This is a genomic window from Methylobacterium sp. E-045, assembly GCF_022829685.1.
Classification (GTDB): domain Bacteria; phylum Pseudomonadota; class Alphaproteobacteria; order Rhizobiales; family Beijerinckiaceae; genus Methylobacterium.
Genome location: NZ_JAKSYE010000064.1, coordinates 54,588 through 71,233, shown reverse-complemented (window position 1 = coordinate 71,233; position 16,646 = coordinate 54,588). Strand labels below are relative to the sequence as shown.

The 16,646-nt window shown below is 67.5% G+C and carries 10 protein-coding genes; 4 read left to right on the top strand and 6 right to left on the bottom strand.

What is annotated here, in order from left to right:
• Positions 1–176: 176 nt before the first annotated feature.
• The 3 genes from galE to MKK51_RS08945 all read left to right on the top strand — a co-directional run bounded on the left by galE (position 177) and on the right by MKK51_RS08945 (position 3,993).
• Positions 177–1,169: a UDP-glucose 4-epimerase GalE gene (gene galE, locus MKK51_RS08955; protein ID WP_243976479.1), complete on the top strand. Its 993-nt coding sequence runs from the start codon at positions 177–179 to the stop codon at positions 1,167–1,169.
• Positions 1,166–2,392 carry a lytic murein transglycosylase gene (locus MKK51_RS08950; RefSeq protein ID WP_243976478.1) on the top strand — a complete coding sequence of 409 codons (1,227 nt, stop codon included), beginning with the start codon at positions 1,166–1,168 and terminating at the stop codon, positions 2,390–2,392. Before galE ends, MKK51_RS08950 begins: the two co-directional genes overlap by 4 nt.
• Positions 2,393–2,658: 266 nt before the next feature.
• Positions 2,659–3,993 (top strand): DUF459 domain-containing protein, encoded by a 1,335-nt coding sequence (locus MKK51_RS08945; protein WP_243976781.1) that lies wholly within the window; start codon positions 2,659–2,661, stop codon positions 3,991–3,993.
• A gap of 80 nt (positions 3,994–4,073) precedes the next feature.
• Here MKK51_RS08945 and MKK51_RS08940 read toward each other — a convergent pair whose 3' ends face one another.
• From MKK51_RS08940 to gltB, 3 genes are all read right to left on the bottom strand, one after another.
• On the bottom strand, positions 4,074–5,507 hold the full coding sequence (locus MKK51_RS08940) for a glutamate synthase subunit beta (RefSeq protein ID WP_243976476.1): 1,434 nt from the start codon (positions 5,505–5,507) through the stop codon (positions 4,074–4,076).
• Between the two features lie 101 nt (positions 5,508–5,608).
• Positions 5,609–6,211: a glutathione S-transferase family protein gene (locus MKK51_RS08935; protein WP_243976474.1), complete on the bottom strand. Its 603-nt coding sequence runs from the start codon at positions 6,209–6,211 to the stop codon at positions 5,609–5,611.
• 7 nt (positions 6,212–6,218) lie between these two features.
• On the bottom strand, positions 6,219–10,931 hold the full coding sequence (gene gltB, locus MKK51_RS08930) for a glutamate synthase large subunit (RefSeq protein ID WP_243976473.1): 4,713 nt from the start codon (positions 10,929–10,931) through the stop codon (positions 6,219–6,221).
• A 653-nt stretch (positions 10,932–11,584) separates the two neighbouring features.
• Here gltB and MKK51_RS08925 point away from each other — a divergent pair.
• Positions 11,585–12,496 carry a hypothetical protein gene (locus MKK51_RS08925; protein WP_243976471.1) on the top strand — a complete coding sequence of 304 codons (912 nt, stop codon included), beginning with the start codon at positions 11,585–11,587 and terminating at the stop codon, positions 12,494–12,496.
• 89 nt (positions 12,497–12,585) lie between these two features.
• On the opposite strand, the gene MKK51_RS08920 is transcribed toward MKK51_RS08925, so the two are convergent.
• The 3 genes from MKK51_RS08920 to fdhF are packed head-to-tail and all read right to left on the bottom strand — an operon-like array spanning position 12,586 to position 16,633.
• Entirely contained in the window at positions 12,586–12,879 is a 294-nt protein-coding gene (locus MKK51_RS08920) for a formate dehydrogenase subunit delta (protein ID WP_243976469.1), read from the bottom strand.
• Between the two features lie 42 nt (positions 12,880–12,921).
• Positions 12,922–13,785 (bottom strand): formate dehydrogenase accessory sulfurtransferase FdhD, encoded by an 864-nt coding sequence (gene fdhD, locus MKK51_RS08915; RefSeq protein ID WP_243976467.1) that lies wholly within the window; start codon positions 13,783–13,785, stop codon positions 12,922–12,924.
• Entirely contained in the window at positions 13,772–16,633 is a 2,862-nt protein-coding gene (fdhF, locus tag MKK51_RS08910; protein ID WP_243976465.1) for a formate dehydrogenase subunit alpha, read from the bottom strand. The genes fdhD and fdhF overlap by 14 nt, the downstream gene beginning before the upstream one ends.
• Positions 16,634–16,646 lie beyond the last annotated feature (13 nt).

Below are 16,646 nucleotides of genomic sequence, written 5' to 3'. Positions count from 1 at the left end.
GGTCTCTTAAAATGCGGTGGGAACAACCCGGAGGCGAAGAACGATAGCACGTTGTCGTGACCGCGCGAGCAAGAACAAAACCATTTCCACGGCCGAGGCGGCGCAACTCACCACATGATCATGCGGAGGGTTTCAGGTATATCTTCCGCGAAGTCCGCGGGAATGGAAGTGGGGCCATGGCGATTCTGGTGACGGGAGGCGCGGGTTATATTGGCAGCCACATGGTGCTGGCACTGCTCGATGCCGGCCACGAGGACGTCGTCGTCCTCGATGATCTGTCCACCGGTTTCGACTGGGTGCTCCCGCCCCAGGTCACCCTGGTGGTGGGTGACGTGGCCGATCAGGCCCTGGTGAAACGGGTCATCGCCGAGCACGGAATCGACGTCCTGGCGCATTTCGCCGCCAAGATCGTGGTGCCGGAATCGGTGGCGGACCCGCTCGGCTACTATCTGTCGAACACGGTGAAGACGAGGGCGCTCATCGAGGCCGCCGTCGCGGGCGGGGTGAAGCACGTCATCTTCTCCTCCACCGCCGCGATCTACGGCGAGCCGGAAATCGTCCCGGTTCCCGAAGATCTCGTCGCCGCGCCGATCAACCCCTACGGCCGCTCGAAACTGATGAGCGAATGGATGATCGCCGACGCGGCCAAGGCGCACGGCTTCAGCTACGTCATTCTGCGCTACTTCAACGTCGCCGGGGCCGATCCGCGCGGGCGCAGCGGTCAATCGGCCAGCGACGCGACCCACCTCATCAAGGTCGCCACGCAGGCGGCACTCGGCCGGCGCACCCATCTCGACGTGTTCGGCACGGATTATCCCACCCCCGACGGCTCGTGCCTGCGCGACTACATCCAGGTCTCCGACCTCGCCGATGCCCATTGCGTGGCGATCGCGCATCTGCGCTCGGGCGGCGCCAGCAAGACGCTCAATTGCGGCTACGGTCGCGGCTATTCGGTCCTCGACGTCATCGAGGTGGTCAAGCGTATCTCGGGCCGCGATTTCGAGGTGAGGCTGACGCCGCGCCGGCCGGGCGACCCGGCGCAGATCGTGGCGAAGGCGGACCGGATCCGCGACGAGTTGGGATGGCGGCCGCGCCATGACGACCTCGACGGGATCGTGTCCCAGGCCCTCGCCTGGGAAGAGACCCTGGCCCGGCGCAACCGTTTATGAGGACGCTCCTTCGCGCCGCCACGACCGTCTGCGTCCTCCTGGCGGTCGAGGCCAGGGCACAGGACGCCGTCCGCCCCGCCGCGGCCGCGAAACCGGATATCGCGGCCAACGCATCGTTCCGCAGCTTCATCGATGCCCTGCGACCCGATGCGAAGGCCCGTGGGATCAGCGCGGCGACCTTCGACGCGGCGTTTCGCGGAATATCCTCACCCGATCCCGGCATCCTCGCCCGGACCACGGCGCAGGGCGAGTTCGGACGCCCGGTCTGGGAGTATCTGGTCGGCGCGGTGTCGACCGGACGGATCGCCAAAGGGCGATCCCAGGCGGCGCGTCTTTCGGATACCCTGACGGCGGTCGAGGCGCGCACGGGCGTGCCGCGCTGGATCGTCCTCGCCTTCTGGGGGGTCGAATCGGATTTCGGGGCGAGCGGCGGGACCGTCCCGACCATCCGCGCCCTGGCGACCCTGGCGCAGGCGCGCTTCCGCGGCACGCTGTTTCGCGACGAACTCCTCGACGCCCTGACCATTCTTCAGCGCGGCGACATCGCCCCCGAGGCGATGAAAGGCTCATGGGCCGGCGCCATGGGTCAGACCCAGTTCCTTCCCTCGACCTTCCTCAAACACGCGGTCGATTTCGACGGGGATGGCCACCGCGACATCTGGCGCTCCGAGGCCGATGCCCTCGCCTCCATCGCCGCCTATCTCCAGGCCCTCGGCTGGAATCGGGACCTGTCGTGGGGCTACGCCGTGACGCTTCCCGGCGGGTTCGACCTGACGCGGTACCGGGCGGACCTGTCGGACTTCACCAAGCGCGGCGTTCGCAGGATCGATGGCGGTGCCCTGCCGGCCTCGGGCGCGGCGAGCCTGTTCCTGCCCGGCGGTTCGGGCGGGCCGGTCTTCCTGATCACCGACAATTTCGAGGTGGTCCGGGCCTACAACACGTCCGATTCCTATGCGCTCGCGGTCGGCCATCTCGCCGACCGGCTCGCCGGCGGCCCGGCCTTGGCGGCGCCCTGGCCGACGAATGCGCCCCGCCTCGACAAGGCGGGCCTGCAGGCGTTGCAGAAGGGCCTTGCCGCCCGCGACCTCTATGTCGGCGACGCCGACGGCCGGGCCGGACCGAAGCTGCGGGAGGCGGTCCGCCGGTATCAGATCAAGGAAGGTCTCGTGGCCGACGGCTACGCCACCCCGGCCCTTCTGGAGCACCTGTCGGCGCGTCCATGATGTTTCGCCTCGCAAGGTATCCTTGGCGTCTCTCACAGAACACCCGCTGGGCCGCCGTGCTCAGAGCGGGGACCGAGGGTGATCGGGCGTTTCGTGAGGCACGCTTAGACGCGGGGCGGATCGTCGGCTAAGATGGAGGGGTGTCGTCGTCCGACGATCAGCAGGCAGGTCGCAGCGTGGCATCAAGGACCGTCAAGACCCTATCGCACGGGGTGGCCGTTGCGGGACGAGTGAGGGACGCCGTTCTCCGCGCCTGCTTCCTCACCCTGTTCGCGACGCCCCTGCTCTTCACGTCAGGCCCTTCCGCCGTGGCGCAATGGGGGGATTCCTACGAGACCTCTCGCGGCGATTCCTATTACGCGCCACGCCGCCGGCCCCGCGAGGAGGGGGATTACGGCGGCAGGCAGGCGAACCGCCGCTACGCCCCTCCCCCCCAGGAAGCGCCGCGCCAGTTCTACTGGCCCTGGGAGGATCGGCCGCAGCAGGTCCAGCCGACCCCGACCCCGGTGCCGTCGGCCCGCCCCACCCGTCCGCGTCCGCCGACCATCGGGGAGAGCCAGCGCTCCTACACGAAGCGGCCTCGCCCGGCTCCGGTGATCGCCCAGCCGAAGCCGGTCCAGCCCAAGGCGGAGCCGTCGGTCCGCATCGCGGTGTTCGGCGACTCGCTGGCGACCTATCTCGGCCGCGGCCTCGACGACGTGTTCGAGGACAATACCGACGTGGCGATCCTCGACCGCTCGAAAGCCGATAGCGGTCTCGTCCGGAAGGATGTGGTCGACTGGCCGAAGGCGGCAGAGGATTTTCTGAAAACCAGCCCCAAGGTCTCCTATGCGGTGGTGATGCTCGGCGCCAACGATCGCCAGCCCATCCGTGACGGGACGGAGACCGTGGACCCCGGGACGGAACGCTGGCGCGAGATCTACCGCGACCGCGTGGACGCCCTGGCCAAGGTCTTCGCCGCCCAGAAGATTCCGTTGATCTGGGTCGGCGCACCGCCGATGCGCAGCGAGCCGCTAACGAAAGACATCGCCACGATCAACGACCTGATCCGCGACCGGGTCGCCAAGGCGGGCGGGACCTATGTCGACATCTGGCCGGGCTTCGTCGACGACCGCAACCGCTTCACCATGACCGGCCCCGACCTCGAAGGGCAGGAAGCCAAGCTGCGGACGTCGGACGGCGTGCATTTCACCAAGGCGGGCGCCCGCAAGGTCGCACATTTCGCCGACGTCGAACTGAAACGTCTCATGGGCGCCAATCCCACGGAGGCTCCGGCCGTCGCGCCCGTGGCGACGGTTCCCGGCCCCCTTCTGGATGGCGAAGCGCCGAAGCTCGACGATACCGCCGCGATTGATCGCCAGATCACGGCGATGCTGCCGAGCCTGCCGGAGCCCCCCGGCATCCCGGCCCTTCCGGTGAAGCCGGCGGCCGGCCCGGTCATTCCCCTCGGCCGCGCCGAAGTGACCCCCGGCGGCACGCTGATCAGCGGGCGACCGCGCGACGGCGACGCATCGGGCAACGTGGAAAGGGTGCTTCAGCGCGGCTCGGCGCCCATGCCGCAGCCGGGCCGGGCCGACGATTTCAAATGGCCGCCGGGCTGATCCCGGCTCGGGGCTAGAGGGATGGGGAAAGCGATCCTATCACCGGGGCCCGACAGGGAGCCGGTCCCGGTGTCGATACCTCAGCGCGGAAGAACGCTCGATCCCATCAGCGCCTCGTCGATGGAGCGGGCCGCCTGGCGGCCTTCGCGGATCGCCCAGACCACGAGGGACTGGCCCCGGCGCATGTCGCCGGCGGCATAGATCTTCTCGTTGGACGTGCGGTAATCGAGCTCGTTGGCGGTGACGTTGCCGCGCTTGTCCATGACGACCCCGGATTCCTCCAGCAGACCCTTGCGGACCGAGCCGGCGAAGCCGATGGCGAGGAAGACGAGATCGGCCGGCAGGGTGAACTCGCCGCCGGGGACTGGCTGGCGCTTCTCGTCCACGCGGGTGCAGACGACGCCGGTGAGCTTGCCCTTCTTGTTGCCCTCCAACCGCAGGGTGGCGGCCTGGAACTCACGCTCGGCGCCTTCCGCCTGGCTCGACGAGGTCCGCATCTTGGTCGGCCAATAGGGCCAGACCGAGAGCTTGTCCTCGCGCTCGGGCGGGCGCGGACGGATGTCGAGCTGCGTCACCGACAGGGCGCCCTGGCGGAACGAGGTGCCGACGCAATCCGACGCGGTATCGCCGCCGCCGATCACGACGACGTTCTTGGCGGTGGCGAGGATCGGCAATTCGCCGTTGCCCGGCATGGGCTCGGCGCCGACCCGGCGGTTCGACTGGACGAGGAACGGCATCGCGTAATGCACGCCCGCGAGCTCCTGGCCGGGAAGCTGCGGGTTGCGCGGGTCCTCGGCGCCGCCGGCGAACAGCACCGCGTCGAACTCGGCGGTGAGTTCGTCGAGCGGCTTCGTCACGCCGACATTGACGCCGTAATGGAAGGTCACCCCCTCCGCTTCCATCTGCTTCACGCGCCGGTCGATATGGCGCTTCTCCATCTTGAAGTCGGGGATGCCGTAGCGCAGCAGACCACCGGCCTTCGGCTCACGCTCGAAGACATGGACGTCGTGGCCGACGCGGGCGAGCTGCTGAGCCGCAGCCATGCCTGCCGGTCCCGAGCCGATGACGGCGACCTTCTTGCCGGTGCGGGACGCCGGGATTTCCGGCTTCACCCAGCCGTTGTTCCAGGCGCGGTCGGCAATGGCCTGCTCGATCGTCTTGATCGCGACGGGCTGGTTCTCGAGGTTGAGGGTGCAGGCTTCCTCGCATGGCGCGGGGCAGACGCGGCCGGTGAATTCCGGGAAGTTGTTGGTCGAATGGAGGTTGCGCGCGGCCTCCTCCCAGTCCGACTGGAAGACGAGCTCGTTCCAATCGGGGATCTGGTTGTGCACGGGGCAACCGGTCGGGCCGTGGCAGAACGGAATACCGCAATCCATGCAGCGCGCCGCCTGCTTCTTCAGGTCGTGCTCGTCGAGGGGCAGGGTGAATTCGCGGAAGTGCCGCACGCGATCCGCCGCGAGCTGGTACTTCTGCTCCTGCCGGTCGAACTCGAGGAAACCGGTGATCTTGCCCATCGTGATCGTCTTTCGCGAGTCTGTCTGATCCGTCGAGCGGCGGTTGACCGGCCCGGTCCGCCTCAGCTCGTCATCCCTGTTGTGCCGCCCGGTGCCGCCGACTAACCCGTCCCCGGCTCGTGGTCGGCGCGCTCGAAAACATTCGCGCAACGGGTGAGCCACGCCCTTATCGACGGTCTCGCCGCGAGGTCGAATCCGCCCTCGTCGGCCCATTGCGTATAGGCGAAGAGCGACACGTCGGCGACGCTGAGCTCCTCTCCAACCAGCCACTTGACCCCGCCGAGATGGCCCTCCATCAGGTCCAGGGCCGCCTCGCCGCGCGCCACCCGGGCCGGATCGCGCGCCTGCTTCGGCTTGCCGAGGTAGCGCATCTCGAACCGGCAGACCGCGATGGCCGGCTCGTGACTGTACTGTTCCCAGAACAGCCACTCGTCCATCTTCGCCGCGAGGAACGCGTCCTGCGGGATCAACGTGCTCCCGCGGGCGAGATACCGGATGATCGCGTTCGATTGGGCGAGATACCGCCCGTCCTCGAACTCGACCCCCGGCACCTGCCCCGCTGGAAAGCGGGACAGGTAGTCGGATGTGCGGCTTTCGCCCTTCAGGATGTCGATCGGCACCCAGCGATAGGAAAGGCGCAGGTAATCGGCGACGATCTTGACCTTGAGACAATTGCCCGAGACGAGATCACCGTAGATCCGCATGCCAGCCTCACTCAGCCGCCACCGGCATCCGCGCCATCTCCATCTCGCGCAGGGCGCGGCGGTACTCCACCGGCATGACCTTCACGAACTTGGTGCGGTAGCCGGCCCAATCATCGAGGATCGCCTTGGCACGCGGTGAGCCCGTGTACTTCAGGTGATTGGTGATGAGCTGGCTCAGGCGCTCCTCGTCGTGCCCGGACATGTCGGCCAGGATGTCGACGCGCCCCTTGGTCTCGAGGTCGCCGTCCTGGTGGAAGCGCCGCATGACGTCGTCCTCCTCCTCGATGGGTTCGAGATCGACCATCGAGAGGTTGCAGCGCGCGGCAAACGAGCCGTCCGCATCGAGCACGTAGGCGATGCCGCCCGACATGCCGGCCGCGAAGTTGCGCCCGGTTTCGCCGATGGACACGACGACGCCGCCGGTCATGTACTCGCAGCCATGGTCGCCCATGCCTTCGACCACGGTGATGGCGCCGGAATTGCGCACGGCGAAACGCTCGCCGGCTGAACCACGGATGTAGCACTCGCCCGCGATGGCTCCGTAGAGCACGGTGTTGCCCGCCATGATCGTCCGCCCGGCCGGCGACCGCAACGCGTCGCTCGGCCGGATGATCAGCTTGCCGCCCGAGAGGCCCTTGCCGACGTAATCGTTGGCGTGGCCGGTGAGGACCACGGTGATGCCGGCGGCGAGCCAGGCTCCGAAGCTCTGACCGGCGGTGCCGGCGAGGTTCACGGTGATGGTATCGTCGGGCAGGCCCTCGTGGCCGTAGCGCTTGGCCACGACGCCCGAGAGCATCGCCCCCGCCGTGCGGTCCGAGTTCCGGATCGCCTCGTTGAGCACCACCGGCTCGGCGTTCTCAATGGCCGACTTCGCGCCTTTGATCAGGCGGCGGTCGAGGACCGTGTCGATCGGGTGCTTCTGCTTCTCCGTATGGCGGATCGCCACCTCGGGACCGACATCGGGACGGTGGAACAGCTTCGAGAAATCGAGCCCCCGCGCCTTCCAGTGGTTGATCACTTCCAGCGTGTCGAGAAAGTCGGAGCGGCCGATGAGGTCTTCGAGCTTGGTGTAGCCCATCGCCGCCATCAGCTCGCGCAACTCCTCCGCCACGAAGAAGAAGTAGTTGACCACGTGCTCCGGCGTGCCCTTGAAGCGCTTGCGCAGGACGGGGTCCTGTGTCGCCACGCCCACCGGGCAGGTGTTCAGGTGGCACTTGCGCATCATGATGCAGCCGGCCGCGATCAGCGGCGCGGTGGAGAAGCCGAACTGGTCGGCGCCGAGCAGGGCGGCGACGAGAACGTCGCGACCGGTGCGGATGCCACCGTCGGCCTGGAGCACGACACGGCCGCGCAGGTGGCTGAGCACCAGGGTCTGCTGGGTTTCGGCGAGACCCGTCTCCCAGGGGCCGCCCGCATGCTTGATCGAGGTCAGCGGCGCGGCGCCGGTGCCGCCGTCGAAGCCGGAGATCGTGATGTGGTCGGCGCGCGCCTTGGCGACGCCGGTGGCGACCGTGCCGACACCGACCTCCGAGACGAGCTTCACGGACACGTCGGCGTCGGGGTTCACGTTCTTCAGGTCGAAGATCAGCTGGGCGAGATCTTCGATCGAATAGATGTCGTGATGCGGCGGCGGCGAGATCAGGCCGACGCCGGGGGTGGCGTAGCGAACCTTGGCGATCTTCGCATCGACCTTGTGACCGGGCAGCTGGCCGCCCTCGCCGGGCTTGGCGCCCTGCGAGACCTTGATCTGCATCATGTCGGCATTGACGAGATATTCCGTCGTCACGCCGAAGCGGCCGGAGGCCACCTGCTTGATCGCCGAGCGGCGCGAACGCCCATCGGCCATCGGCTTGAAGCGCTCGACCTCCTCGCCGCCTTCGCCCGAATTCGAGCGACCGCCGAACGAGTTCACCGCGATGGCCAGCGTCTCGTGCGCCTCCTTCGAGATGGAGCCGTAGGACATCGCGCCCGTGGCGAACCGCTTGACGATGTCCACCGCCGGCTCGACCTCGGAGATGTCGACGGGGGCGCGGCCGAGCTCGGCCGCCTGCCTGATCCGGAACAGGCCGCGGATGGTCTTGAGGTGGTTCTCCTGCTCGTTCACCAGCCGGGCGAACTCGCGGTAGCGCTCGGGCAGGCCGAGGCGCACCGCGTGCTGCAGGGTCGCCACCGAATCCGGCGTCCAGGTATGGCTCTCGCCGCGCAGGCGATAGGCATACTCGCCGCCGACATCGAGGGCGTGACGGAAGACCGGGGCATCGCCGAACGCGTCGGCGTGGCGCCTGGCCGTCTCCTCGGCGACCTCGGCCATGCCGATGCCTTCGATGGTGGTCTTGGTGCCGAAGAAGTCGCGGGCGACGAAGGACGAGTTCAGGCCGATCGCGTCGAAGATCTGGGCGCCGCAATAGGATTGATAGGTCGAGATGCCCATCTTGGACATGACCTTGAGCAGGCCCTTATCGATGGACTTGATGTAGCGATAGACGATCTCGTCGTCGGTGAGATCCGGCGGGAACTCGGCCTTCATCGCGATCACGGTCTCGAAGGCGAGATAGGGGTTGATCGCCTCGGCGCCGTAGCCGGCCAGACAGGCGAAGTGATGCACCTCGCGCGGCTCGCCGGATTCGACCACGAGACCGACCGAGGTGCGAAGCCCCTTGCGGATCAGGTAGTTGTGCACCGCCGCCGTGGCCAGCAAAGCCGGGATCGCGATGCGATCCGGGCCGACGCCGCGGTCGGTCAGGATGATGATGTTGTAGCCGCCGCGCACCGCCGCCTCGGCCCGATCGCAGAGCCGGTCGACGGCGCCTTCCATGGCCACCGCGCCGGACTCGGCCGGGAAGGTCATGTCGAGGGTCTTGGTGTCGAAACGGTCCTCGAAATGGGAGATCGAGCGGATCTTCTCGAGGTCGCCGTTGGTCAGGATCGGCTGACGCACCTCCAGGCGCTTCTTGCGGGAGGCGCCCTCCATGTCGAGCAGGTTCGGCCGCGGCCCGATGAACGAGACGAGGCTCATCACGGCCTCCTCGCGGATCGGGTCGATCGCCGGATTGGTGACCTGGGCGAAGTTCTGCTTGAAGTAGGTGTAGAGGGGCTTCGGCTTGTCCGAGAGGGCCGAGAGCGGCGTGTCGGTCCCCATGGAGCCGACCGCCTCCTGGCCGGTGACGGCCATGGGGGCCATCAGCAGCTTGAGGTCTTCCTGGCTGTAGCCGAAGGCCTGCTGCCGATCGAGCAGCGACACGTCGGAGCGCGAAGCGCGCGGGATCACGGGCTTCAGGTCCTCGAGCACGATCTGAGTGTTCTTGACCCATTGCGCGTAGGGATTGGCGGCGGCCAACTCGCTCTTGATCTCCTCGTCGGAGATGATGCGGCCTTTCTGCAGGTCGATGAGCAGCATGCGGCCGGGCTGCAGGCGCCAGGATTCGACGATGCTCTCGTCCGGGATCGGCAACACGCCCATCTCGGAGGCCAGCACCACGAGACCGTCCTCGGTGACGATGTAGCGCGCGGGGCGCAGGCCGTTGCGGTCGAGGGTCGCGCCGATCTGGCGGCCGTCGGTGAAGCAGACGGCGGCGGGGCCGTCCCACGGCTCCATTAAGGCGGCGTGATACTCGTAGAACGCCTTGCGCTCCTCGCTCATGAGCGGATTGCCGGCCCAGGCTTCCGGGATCAGCATCATCATGGCGTGGGCGAGCGAGTAACCGCCCTGCACGAGGAACTCGAGGGCGTTGTCGAAACAGGCCGTGTCGGACTGGCCCTCGTAGGAGATCGGCCAGAGCTTCGAGATGTCGTTGCCGAACAGATCCGAGTCGACGCTGGCCTGACGCGCCGCCATCCAGTTCACGTTGCCGCGCAGGGTGTTGATCTCGCCGTTATGGGCGACCATCCGGTAGGGATGCGACAGCTGCCAGGTCGGAAAGGTGTTGGTGGCGAAGCGCTGGTGCACGAGGGCGAGGCCCGAGACGTAGCGCTCGTCCTGCAGGTCCTTGAAGTAATGGCCGAGCTGCGTGACCAGCACCATGCCCTTGTAGACGATGGTGCGGGTGGAGACGGACACCGGGTAATAGGCCTTCACCCGCGGATCGTTGAGGCCGTAGACCTTGTTGGAGATCACCTTGCGCGCGATGAACAGGCGGCGCTCGAACGCGTCCTCGTCCGTGACCGCGGCGGGACGGCCGATGAAGACCTGCTTGTGATGCGGCTCCGTCTCCTTGACGCGCACGCCGAGGTCGCTCGAATCCACCGGCACGTCGCGCCAGCCGAGGAAGGGCAGGCCCTCGTCGTGCAGCGCCTTCTCGACGATCTCCTCGACGATGCGGCGGCCTTCCGCGTCCTTGGGCATGAAGAACTGCCCGACGCCGTAATGGCCCGGCTCCGGAAGGGCGATGCCGAGGCTCTCGCACTCCTCCTTCAGGAGGAAATGCGGGATATGGGTGAGGATGCCGCAGCCGTCGCCCATCTTCGGGTCGGCGCCCACGGCGCCGCGATGGTCGATGTTCTCGAGGATGAGGAGGCCCTGCGCGACGATGGCATGGGTGCGCCGGTCATGCATGTCCGCCACGAAGCCGACGCCGCAGGCATCGCCCTCGCGGGCGGGATCGTAGAGACCCTGCTTGGGCGGGAGGGCGTGATCGCGGACGACGAGCGGCGCGACGCCGTCCCGCGTGGCGGGGATCGGGTTCTGGACGACCCCGGCAACCTCAGATGCGGCCATGTTCATAACCCCTCAGCCTCGTTCGTCCGTGCCCGCATGCGAGCATGTTTCATGCCCAAATGCCATCCGGCACTCAGGCTCCGTCCTCGACGCGGTCGGATTCGGGCAGGATCTTCGGTGAGGAAGCGCCCGCTCTCCGCGGGCTCAGCGCCGGCTTGAATTCAAGCCGTGCGGGCCCGGATCGCCGCGATGGCGACCGGCTTGGAATCTCGTTTTTTCGTGAGACCCAACACCCGCTTCAGACCTTCCACGTTCCTCGAAGGCACCTCGTCCCGGGAGATCGCTCGCCGCCGGGATGCCCTGCCAAAAATGGGACAGCCGTACTGTCCTAATTACGGAAGGTGACAGATTTTAAACGGTCCAGCAAGAGGCTCGCGCGCGTGTTGGACAGGTTTGATGCGCAGTGCGACCTCGCGGACGGATCGAGGTTCGCGATACGCATGCACCGGGACGCCCGGACGGGCGACGGGACTGGGAAAACCGACAGAAACGCGACGCCCGCGACTTGCCGCGCTTCACCCGCATTCCCGCCCCATTCGAGCGGTCTACAGGATGGGCCAAGCACAAGCGGCATGCGGGGTGATGGACCGCACCGAGACCTCCATAGACCTGCGCCAACAGTGGGCTACGGAACGAACGACAAAGCAAGACGAGGCACCATGGAATCGAGCCGCAGGGCGCCTGTGCGCTCCCATACGATCAGCCTGTCCCTGCTGGCGGGGTTCATCACCCTGTCGGCCCTGGGGACGGGCACTGCCCAGGCCCAGTACGGCTACGAGCCCGATCTGCTCCTCCCCCCTCGCGCCGTTGTCTGGCGTCTCAACGACCGGGGCTTCACCGAGGTGACGCGGCCGCGATTCGATGGCCGGGCCTACATCGTCGAGGCGACCGGCCCCTATGGCGACCGGGTGCGGCTGTTCGTGGATGCACGGGACGGCGCGGTCCTCGACCGCCAGCGTCTCGGCGTACCGATGCAGCCGGTTCCGGTCGCTCGTCCGGCAGCCCCCGGCTATGGCTGGACCGAGGCGGACGAGCAGCCCCGTCGACCGATGCGCGAAGCGGAACGGCTGGTTCCTCCCGCCAGGATCCCGACCGGAGACGGCGTCGGCCGGCAGCCGCGTTTCGACGTGGCGGCGCGCCCCGAGGCCGGCACGCGCGCGGAGCCTTTCGACCGCAACCCATCGGGCCTCAACCCGGATGCCAGGACCGGCGACGCGAGACGCCCGATGGACGCGCCGTCGCCCCGCAAGGTCACCCGGTTGGCCCCGCCGGCAAAACCGGCCGCGCCGCGGCTCGCTCCGGAAGCCCCCTCGCCGGCCGCCACGGATGCAGCCTCCGACGCTCGGACCACCACGCCGCCGGTCGCCGCCATCGAGCAGCCGAAGGCCGAACCGCCGACACCTGCCGCGAATCAGCCCCGACGCGACGCCGCGCAGGCCCCGTCGACCAAGGCGGCCCAGACCTGGAGCGATCCCCCGGCCGACAGGAAGGCCGTTCGGGTCATCGGCGGCGCGACGGTGGTTCCCGGAGCGACGGACAAGGATCAGCAGGGCGACCGCCCGGCCGAGTAGCCGTCATCTCGAATCCCACCATGATGAAGAAAGGCGTCGAGCGACAACAGGCTCGGCGCCTTTCTCTCATGCGGACACGAAAGCGCCGGTCAGCCGGCGTCGCTGGCGCCCGCCCCCTGGAGGTGGGGGTCGTTCGTGGCCGCCCGGACGGGGCTGTCGCTCTGGTTCGGCGATGTCGTGATCGCCTTCAACGCCAGCGGATCGAGACCGCTTCCCTCGGTGGGGCCATGCGCTTCGAGGGCGCGGCGCATCTTCGGCGTCCAGAAGGCCACGATGTGCTTATGGATGCCGGCAACCGCCTCCTCGTCCGGATAGGATCGGAAGAAGCCGGCGATCTGGTTCGCCATGCGGACGAGCTTGTCGTTGGTGGTCAGGGCGCTCATGGGACTGGCTCTGTCGACGGGTGAAGGACGGCCGCGCGCGATTTAGCGTTCGGCGGCAAGACGAAGGCGGTCGCGGCCAGAAAAGACCGTGAGAGTGTCCGACCGGGCAATGGCGCAGAGCGTCATGTCGTGCAGGCGCGCCCGGTCGATGGCCAGCGACGTCGGCGCGGAGATCGCCACGAGGACCGCAGCACCGAAGGTCGCGGTCTTCTCCACCATCTCGAACGAGCAGCGGCTGGTGATCACGACGAAGCCATCGCGTGGATCGGTCCCGGCACGCATCAGCGCGCCGATCAGCTTGTCGAGGCCGTTATGGCGGCCGACATCCTCGCGCACGGCGAGAAGGTTGCCTTCGAGATCGGCCCAGGCCGCCGCGTGGACCGCGCGGGTGGCATGGTTGAGAACCTGCGCGTCGCCCAGGGCGAGCAGCGCCCGCTGGACCGACCCGATCCCAACCTGAGCGGCCGCGTGGACACGAGGCTCGGCCCTGGGAAGGGATGCGAGATCGTCGATGCCGCAGACACCGCATCCGGTACGCCCGGAGATGGCGCGTTTCCGGGCGAGGTGCTCGCGCAATCGCCCCGGTGCGAGATCGACCACGAGGCGAAGGCCACCCTCGCCGTCCTCGACCTCCACCGACCTGATCTCGTCGACGGCGTCGACAATACCCTCGGTGAGGCTGAACCCGTAGGCAAAATCCACGAGGTCGGACGGGGTCGTCATCATGACGGCGTAGGGCACGCTGCCATAGACGAGGTTGACCGGCATCTCGACGGCGAGATCACGATGCCCGTCGCTGGGCGTCGGATCCTCGTAGGCCACGACCAGGGTCGGGACGCGCCGGCTCGTGGGAGCCGACGCATCGTTTTGAGCGATCCCGATTTCGTCTCGTCTACTCGGCAGCATTCAGTTGGGTCGCGATTCTCGTGAGCGAGAAGTCTTCTTCGAAGAACTTCGCCTGCCAATCGGACGGCCGGTTGGTCCGCCGCACCTGGACCGCCGTCACCTTATACTCGGGGCAGTTTGTGGCCCAGTCCGAGAAGTCGGTGGTGATGACGTTGGCGCCGGTCTTGGCGTGGTGGAAGGTGGTGTAGACCACGCCCGGCTGCATCCGTTCGGAGACGATCGCCTTGAGGGCGATGTCGCCGGAGCGGCTCTCCAGGGCCACCAGATCGCCGTGGACGATGCCGCGCACCTCCGCGTCGAACGGGTGGATCTCCAGCACGTCCTCCTCGTGCCAGCGCGAGTTCTCCGTACGGCGGGTCTGCGCGCCGACATTGTACTGCGACAGGATGCGGCCGGTGGTGAGGATGAGCGGGAAGCGCGGGCCGGTGCGCTCCTCGGTGGCGACGTATTCGGTGATCATGAACTTGCCGAGGCCGCGCACGAACCGGTCCACGTGCATCATCGGCGTGCCGTTGGGGGCGGCGTCGTTGCACGGCCACTGGATCGAGCCGAGCTCGTCGATCTTGGCGAAGCTGACGCCCTTGAAGCTCGGGGTGAGCGAGGCGATCTCGTCCATGATCTCGCTGGGATGCGAGTAGTTCATCGGGTAGCCCAGCGCGTTGGAGAGCAGGATCGTGCCCTCCCAATCGCCGTAGCCGGCCAGCGGCGGCATCACCTTGCGCACGCGGGAGATGCGGCGCTCGGCATTGGTGAAGGTGCCGTCCTTCTCGAGGAACGAGGCGCCCGGCAGGAAGACGTGGGCGTATTTCGCGGTCTCGTTCAGGAAGATGTCCTGGATGACGATGCATTCCATCGCCATCAGGCCGGCGGTGACGTGGTGCGTGTCCGGGTCGGACTGGGCGATGTCCTCACCCTGGATGTACATGCCCTTGAAGGCGCCATCGACGGCCTCGTCCAACATGTTGGTGATGCGCAGGCCCGGATCCTTGTCGAGCTGGACGCCCCACAGGGATTCGAAGGTCTCGCGGGTGGCATCGTCCGAGACGTGGCGGTAGCCCGGCAGCTCGTGCGGGAACGAGCCCATGTCGCAGGAGCCCTGGACGTTGTTCTGGCCGCGCAACGGGTTCACGCCGGCGCCCAGCATGCCGATATTGCCGGTGGCCATGGCGATGTTGGCCATGCCCATGACCATGGTCGAGCCCTGGCTGTGCTCGGTGACGCCCAGCCCGTAATAGATGCCGGCGGCTCCGCCGGTGGCATAGAGGCGGGCGGCGCCCCGGATGTCCTCGGGGTTCACGCCGATCTTGTCGGCTTGGGCCTCGGGGGAGTGACGCTCCTCGGCGATGAAACGGGCCCAGGATTCGAAATCGCCGAGGTCGCAGCGCTCGCGGACATAGGCCTCGTCGATGAGCCCTTCCGTGACGATGACATGCGCCATGGCGTTGATAAAGGCGACGTTGGAGCCGGGCTTCAGCGGCAGGTGGTAATCGGCCTCGATGTGGGGCGACTTCACGAGGTCGATCTTGCGCGGATCGGCGACGATGAGCTTGGCGCCCTCGCGCAGGCGCTTCTTCATGCGCGAGCCGAAGACCGGGTGGCCGTCCGTCGGGTTCGCGCCGATGACCAGGATCACGTCGGAATGCGCCACCGAGGCGAAGTCCTGCGTGCCGGCCGAGGTGCCGAGCGTCGACATCAGGCCGTAGCCGGTGGGCGAATGGCAGACGCGGGCGCAGGTATCGACGTTGTTGTTGCCGAAGGCGGCACGCACGAGCTTCTGGACGAGGTAGGCTTCCTCGTTGGTGCAGCGCGACGAGGTGATGCCGCCCACCGAATCCTTGCCGTACTTGGCCTGGATGCGCTTGAACTCCGACGCCGCGCGGTCGATGGCGACCTCCCACGACACCTCCTGCCAGGGGTCCGTGATCTTGTCGCGGATCATCGGCTTGGTGATGCGGTCCTTGTGGGTGGCGTAGCCGTAGGCGAAGCGGCCCTTGACGCAGCTATGGCCCTCGTTGGCCTTCCCGTCCTTGTAGGGGACCATGCGGACGATGCGGGTGCCCTGCATCTCCGCCTTGAACGAGCAGCCGACGCCGCAATAGGCGCAGGTGGTGACCTCGGAATGGTCCGGCTGGCCGTGCTCGATGATCGACTTCTCCTGGAGCGTCGCCGTGGGGCAGGCCTGGACGCAGGCGCCGCAGGACACGCATTCGGAGTTGAAGAAGTCGGTGGGGCCGGCGGCGACGCGGCTGTCGAAGCCGCGGCCCGAAATCGTCAGGGCGAAGGTGCCCTGCGTCTCCTCGCAGGCGCGGACGCAGCGGTTGCAGACGATGCACTTCGACGGGTCGTAGGTGAAGTACGGGTTCGACGTGTCCTTGGCCAGGTACTGGTCCGAGGTCGGCTTGACGTGGTTGGCGCCGTAATAGCCGTAACGCACGTCGCGCAGGCCGACCGCGCCGGCCATGTCCTGCAATTCGCAGTCGCCGTTGGCGGCACAGGTCAGGCAGTCGAGGGGGTGATCGGAGATGTAGAGCTCCATCACGCCCTTGCGGAGCTTGGCGAGCTTGTCCGTCTGGGTCGAGACCACCATGCCGTTCTCGGCCGGGGTGGTGCAGGAGGCGGGCGTGCCGCGCCGTCCCTCGATCTCCACGAGGCAGAGGCGGCAGGAACCGAAGGCTTCCAGCGAATCGGTGGCGCAGAGCTTGGGGATCTGCGTGCCCGCATGCATCGCCGCAGCCATCACCGAGGTTCCGGCCGGAACGGTGACGCTCATGCCGTCGATGTTGAGGGTGACGGTCTGCTCCGATACGCGGATCGGGGTGCCGTAATCGATCTCTTTGATGAGGGCCATGGGTCGCGCCTCC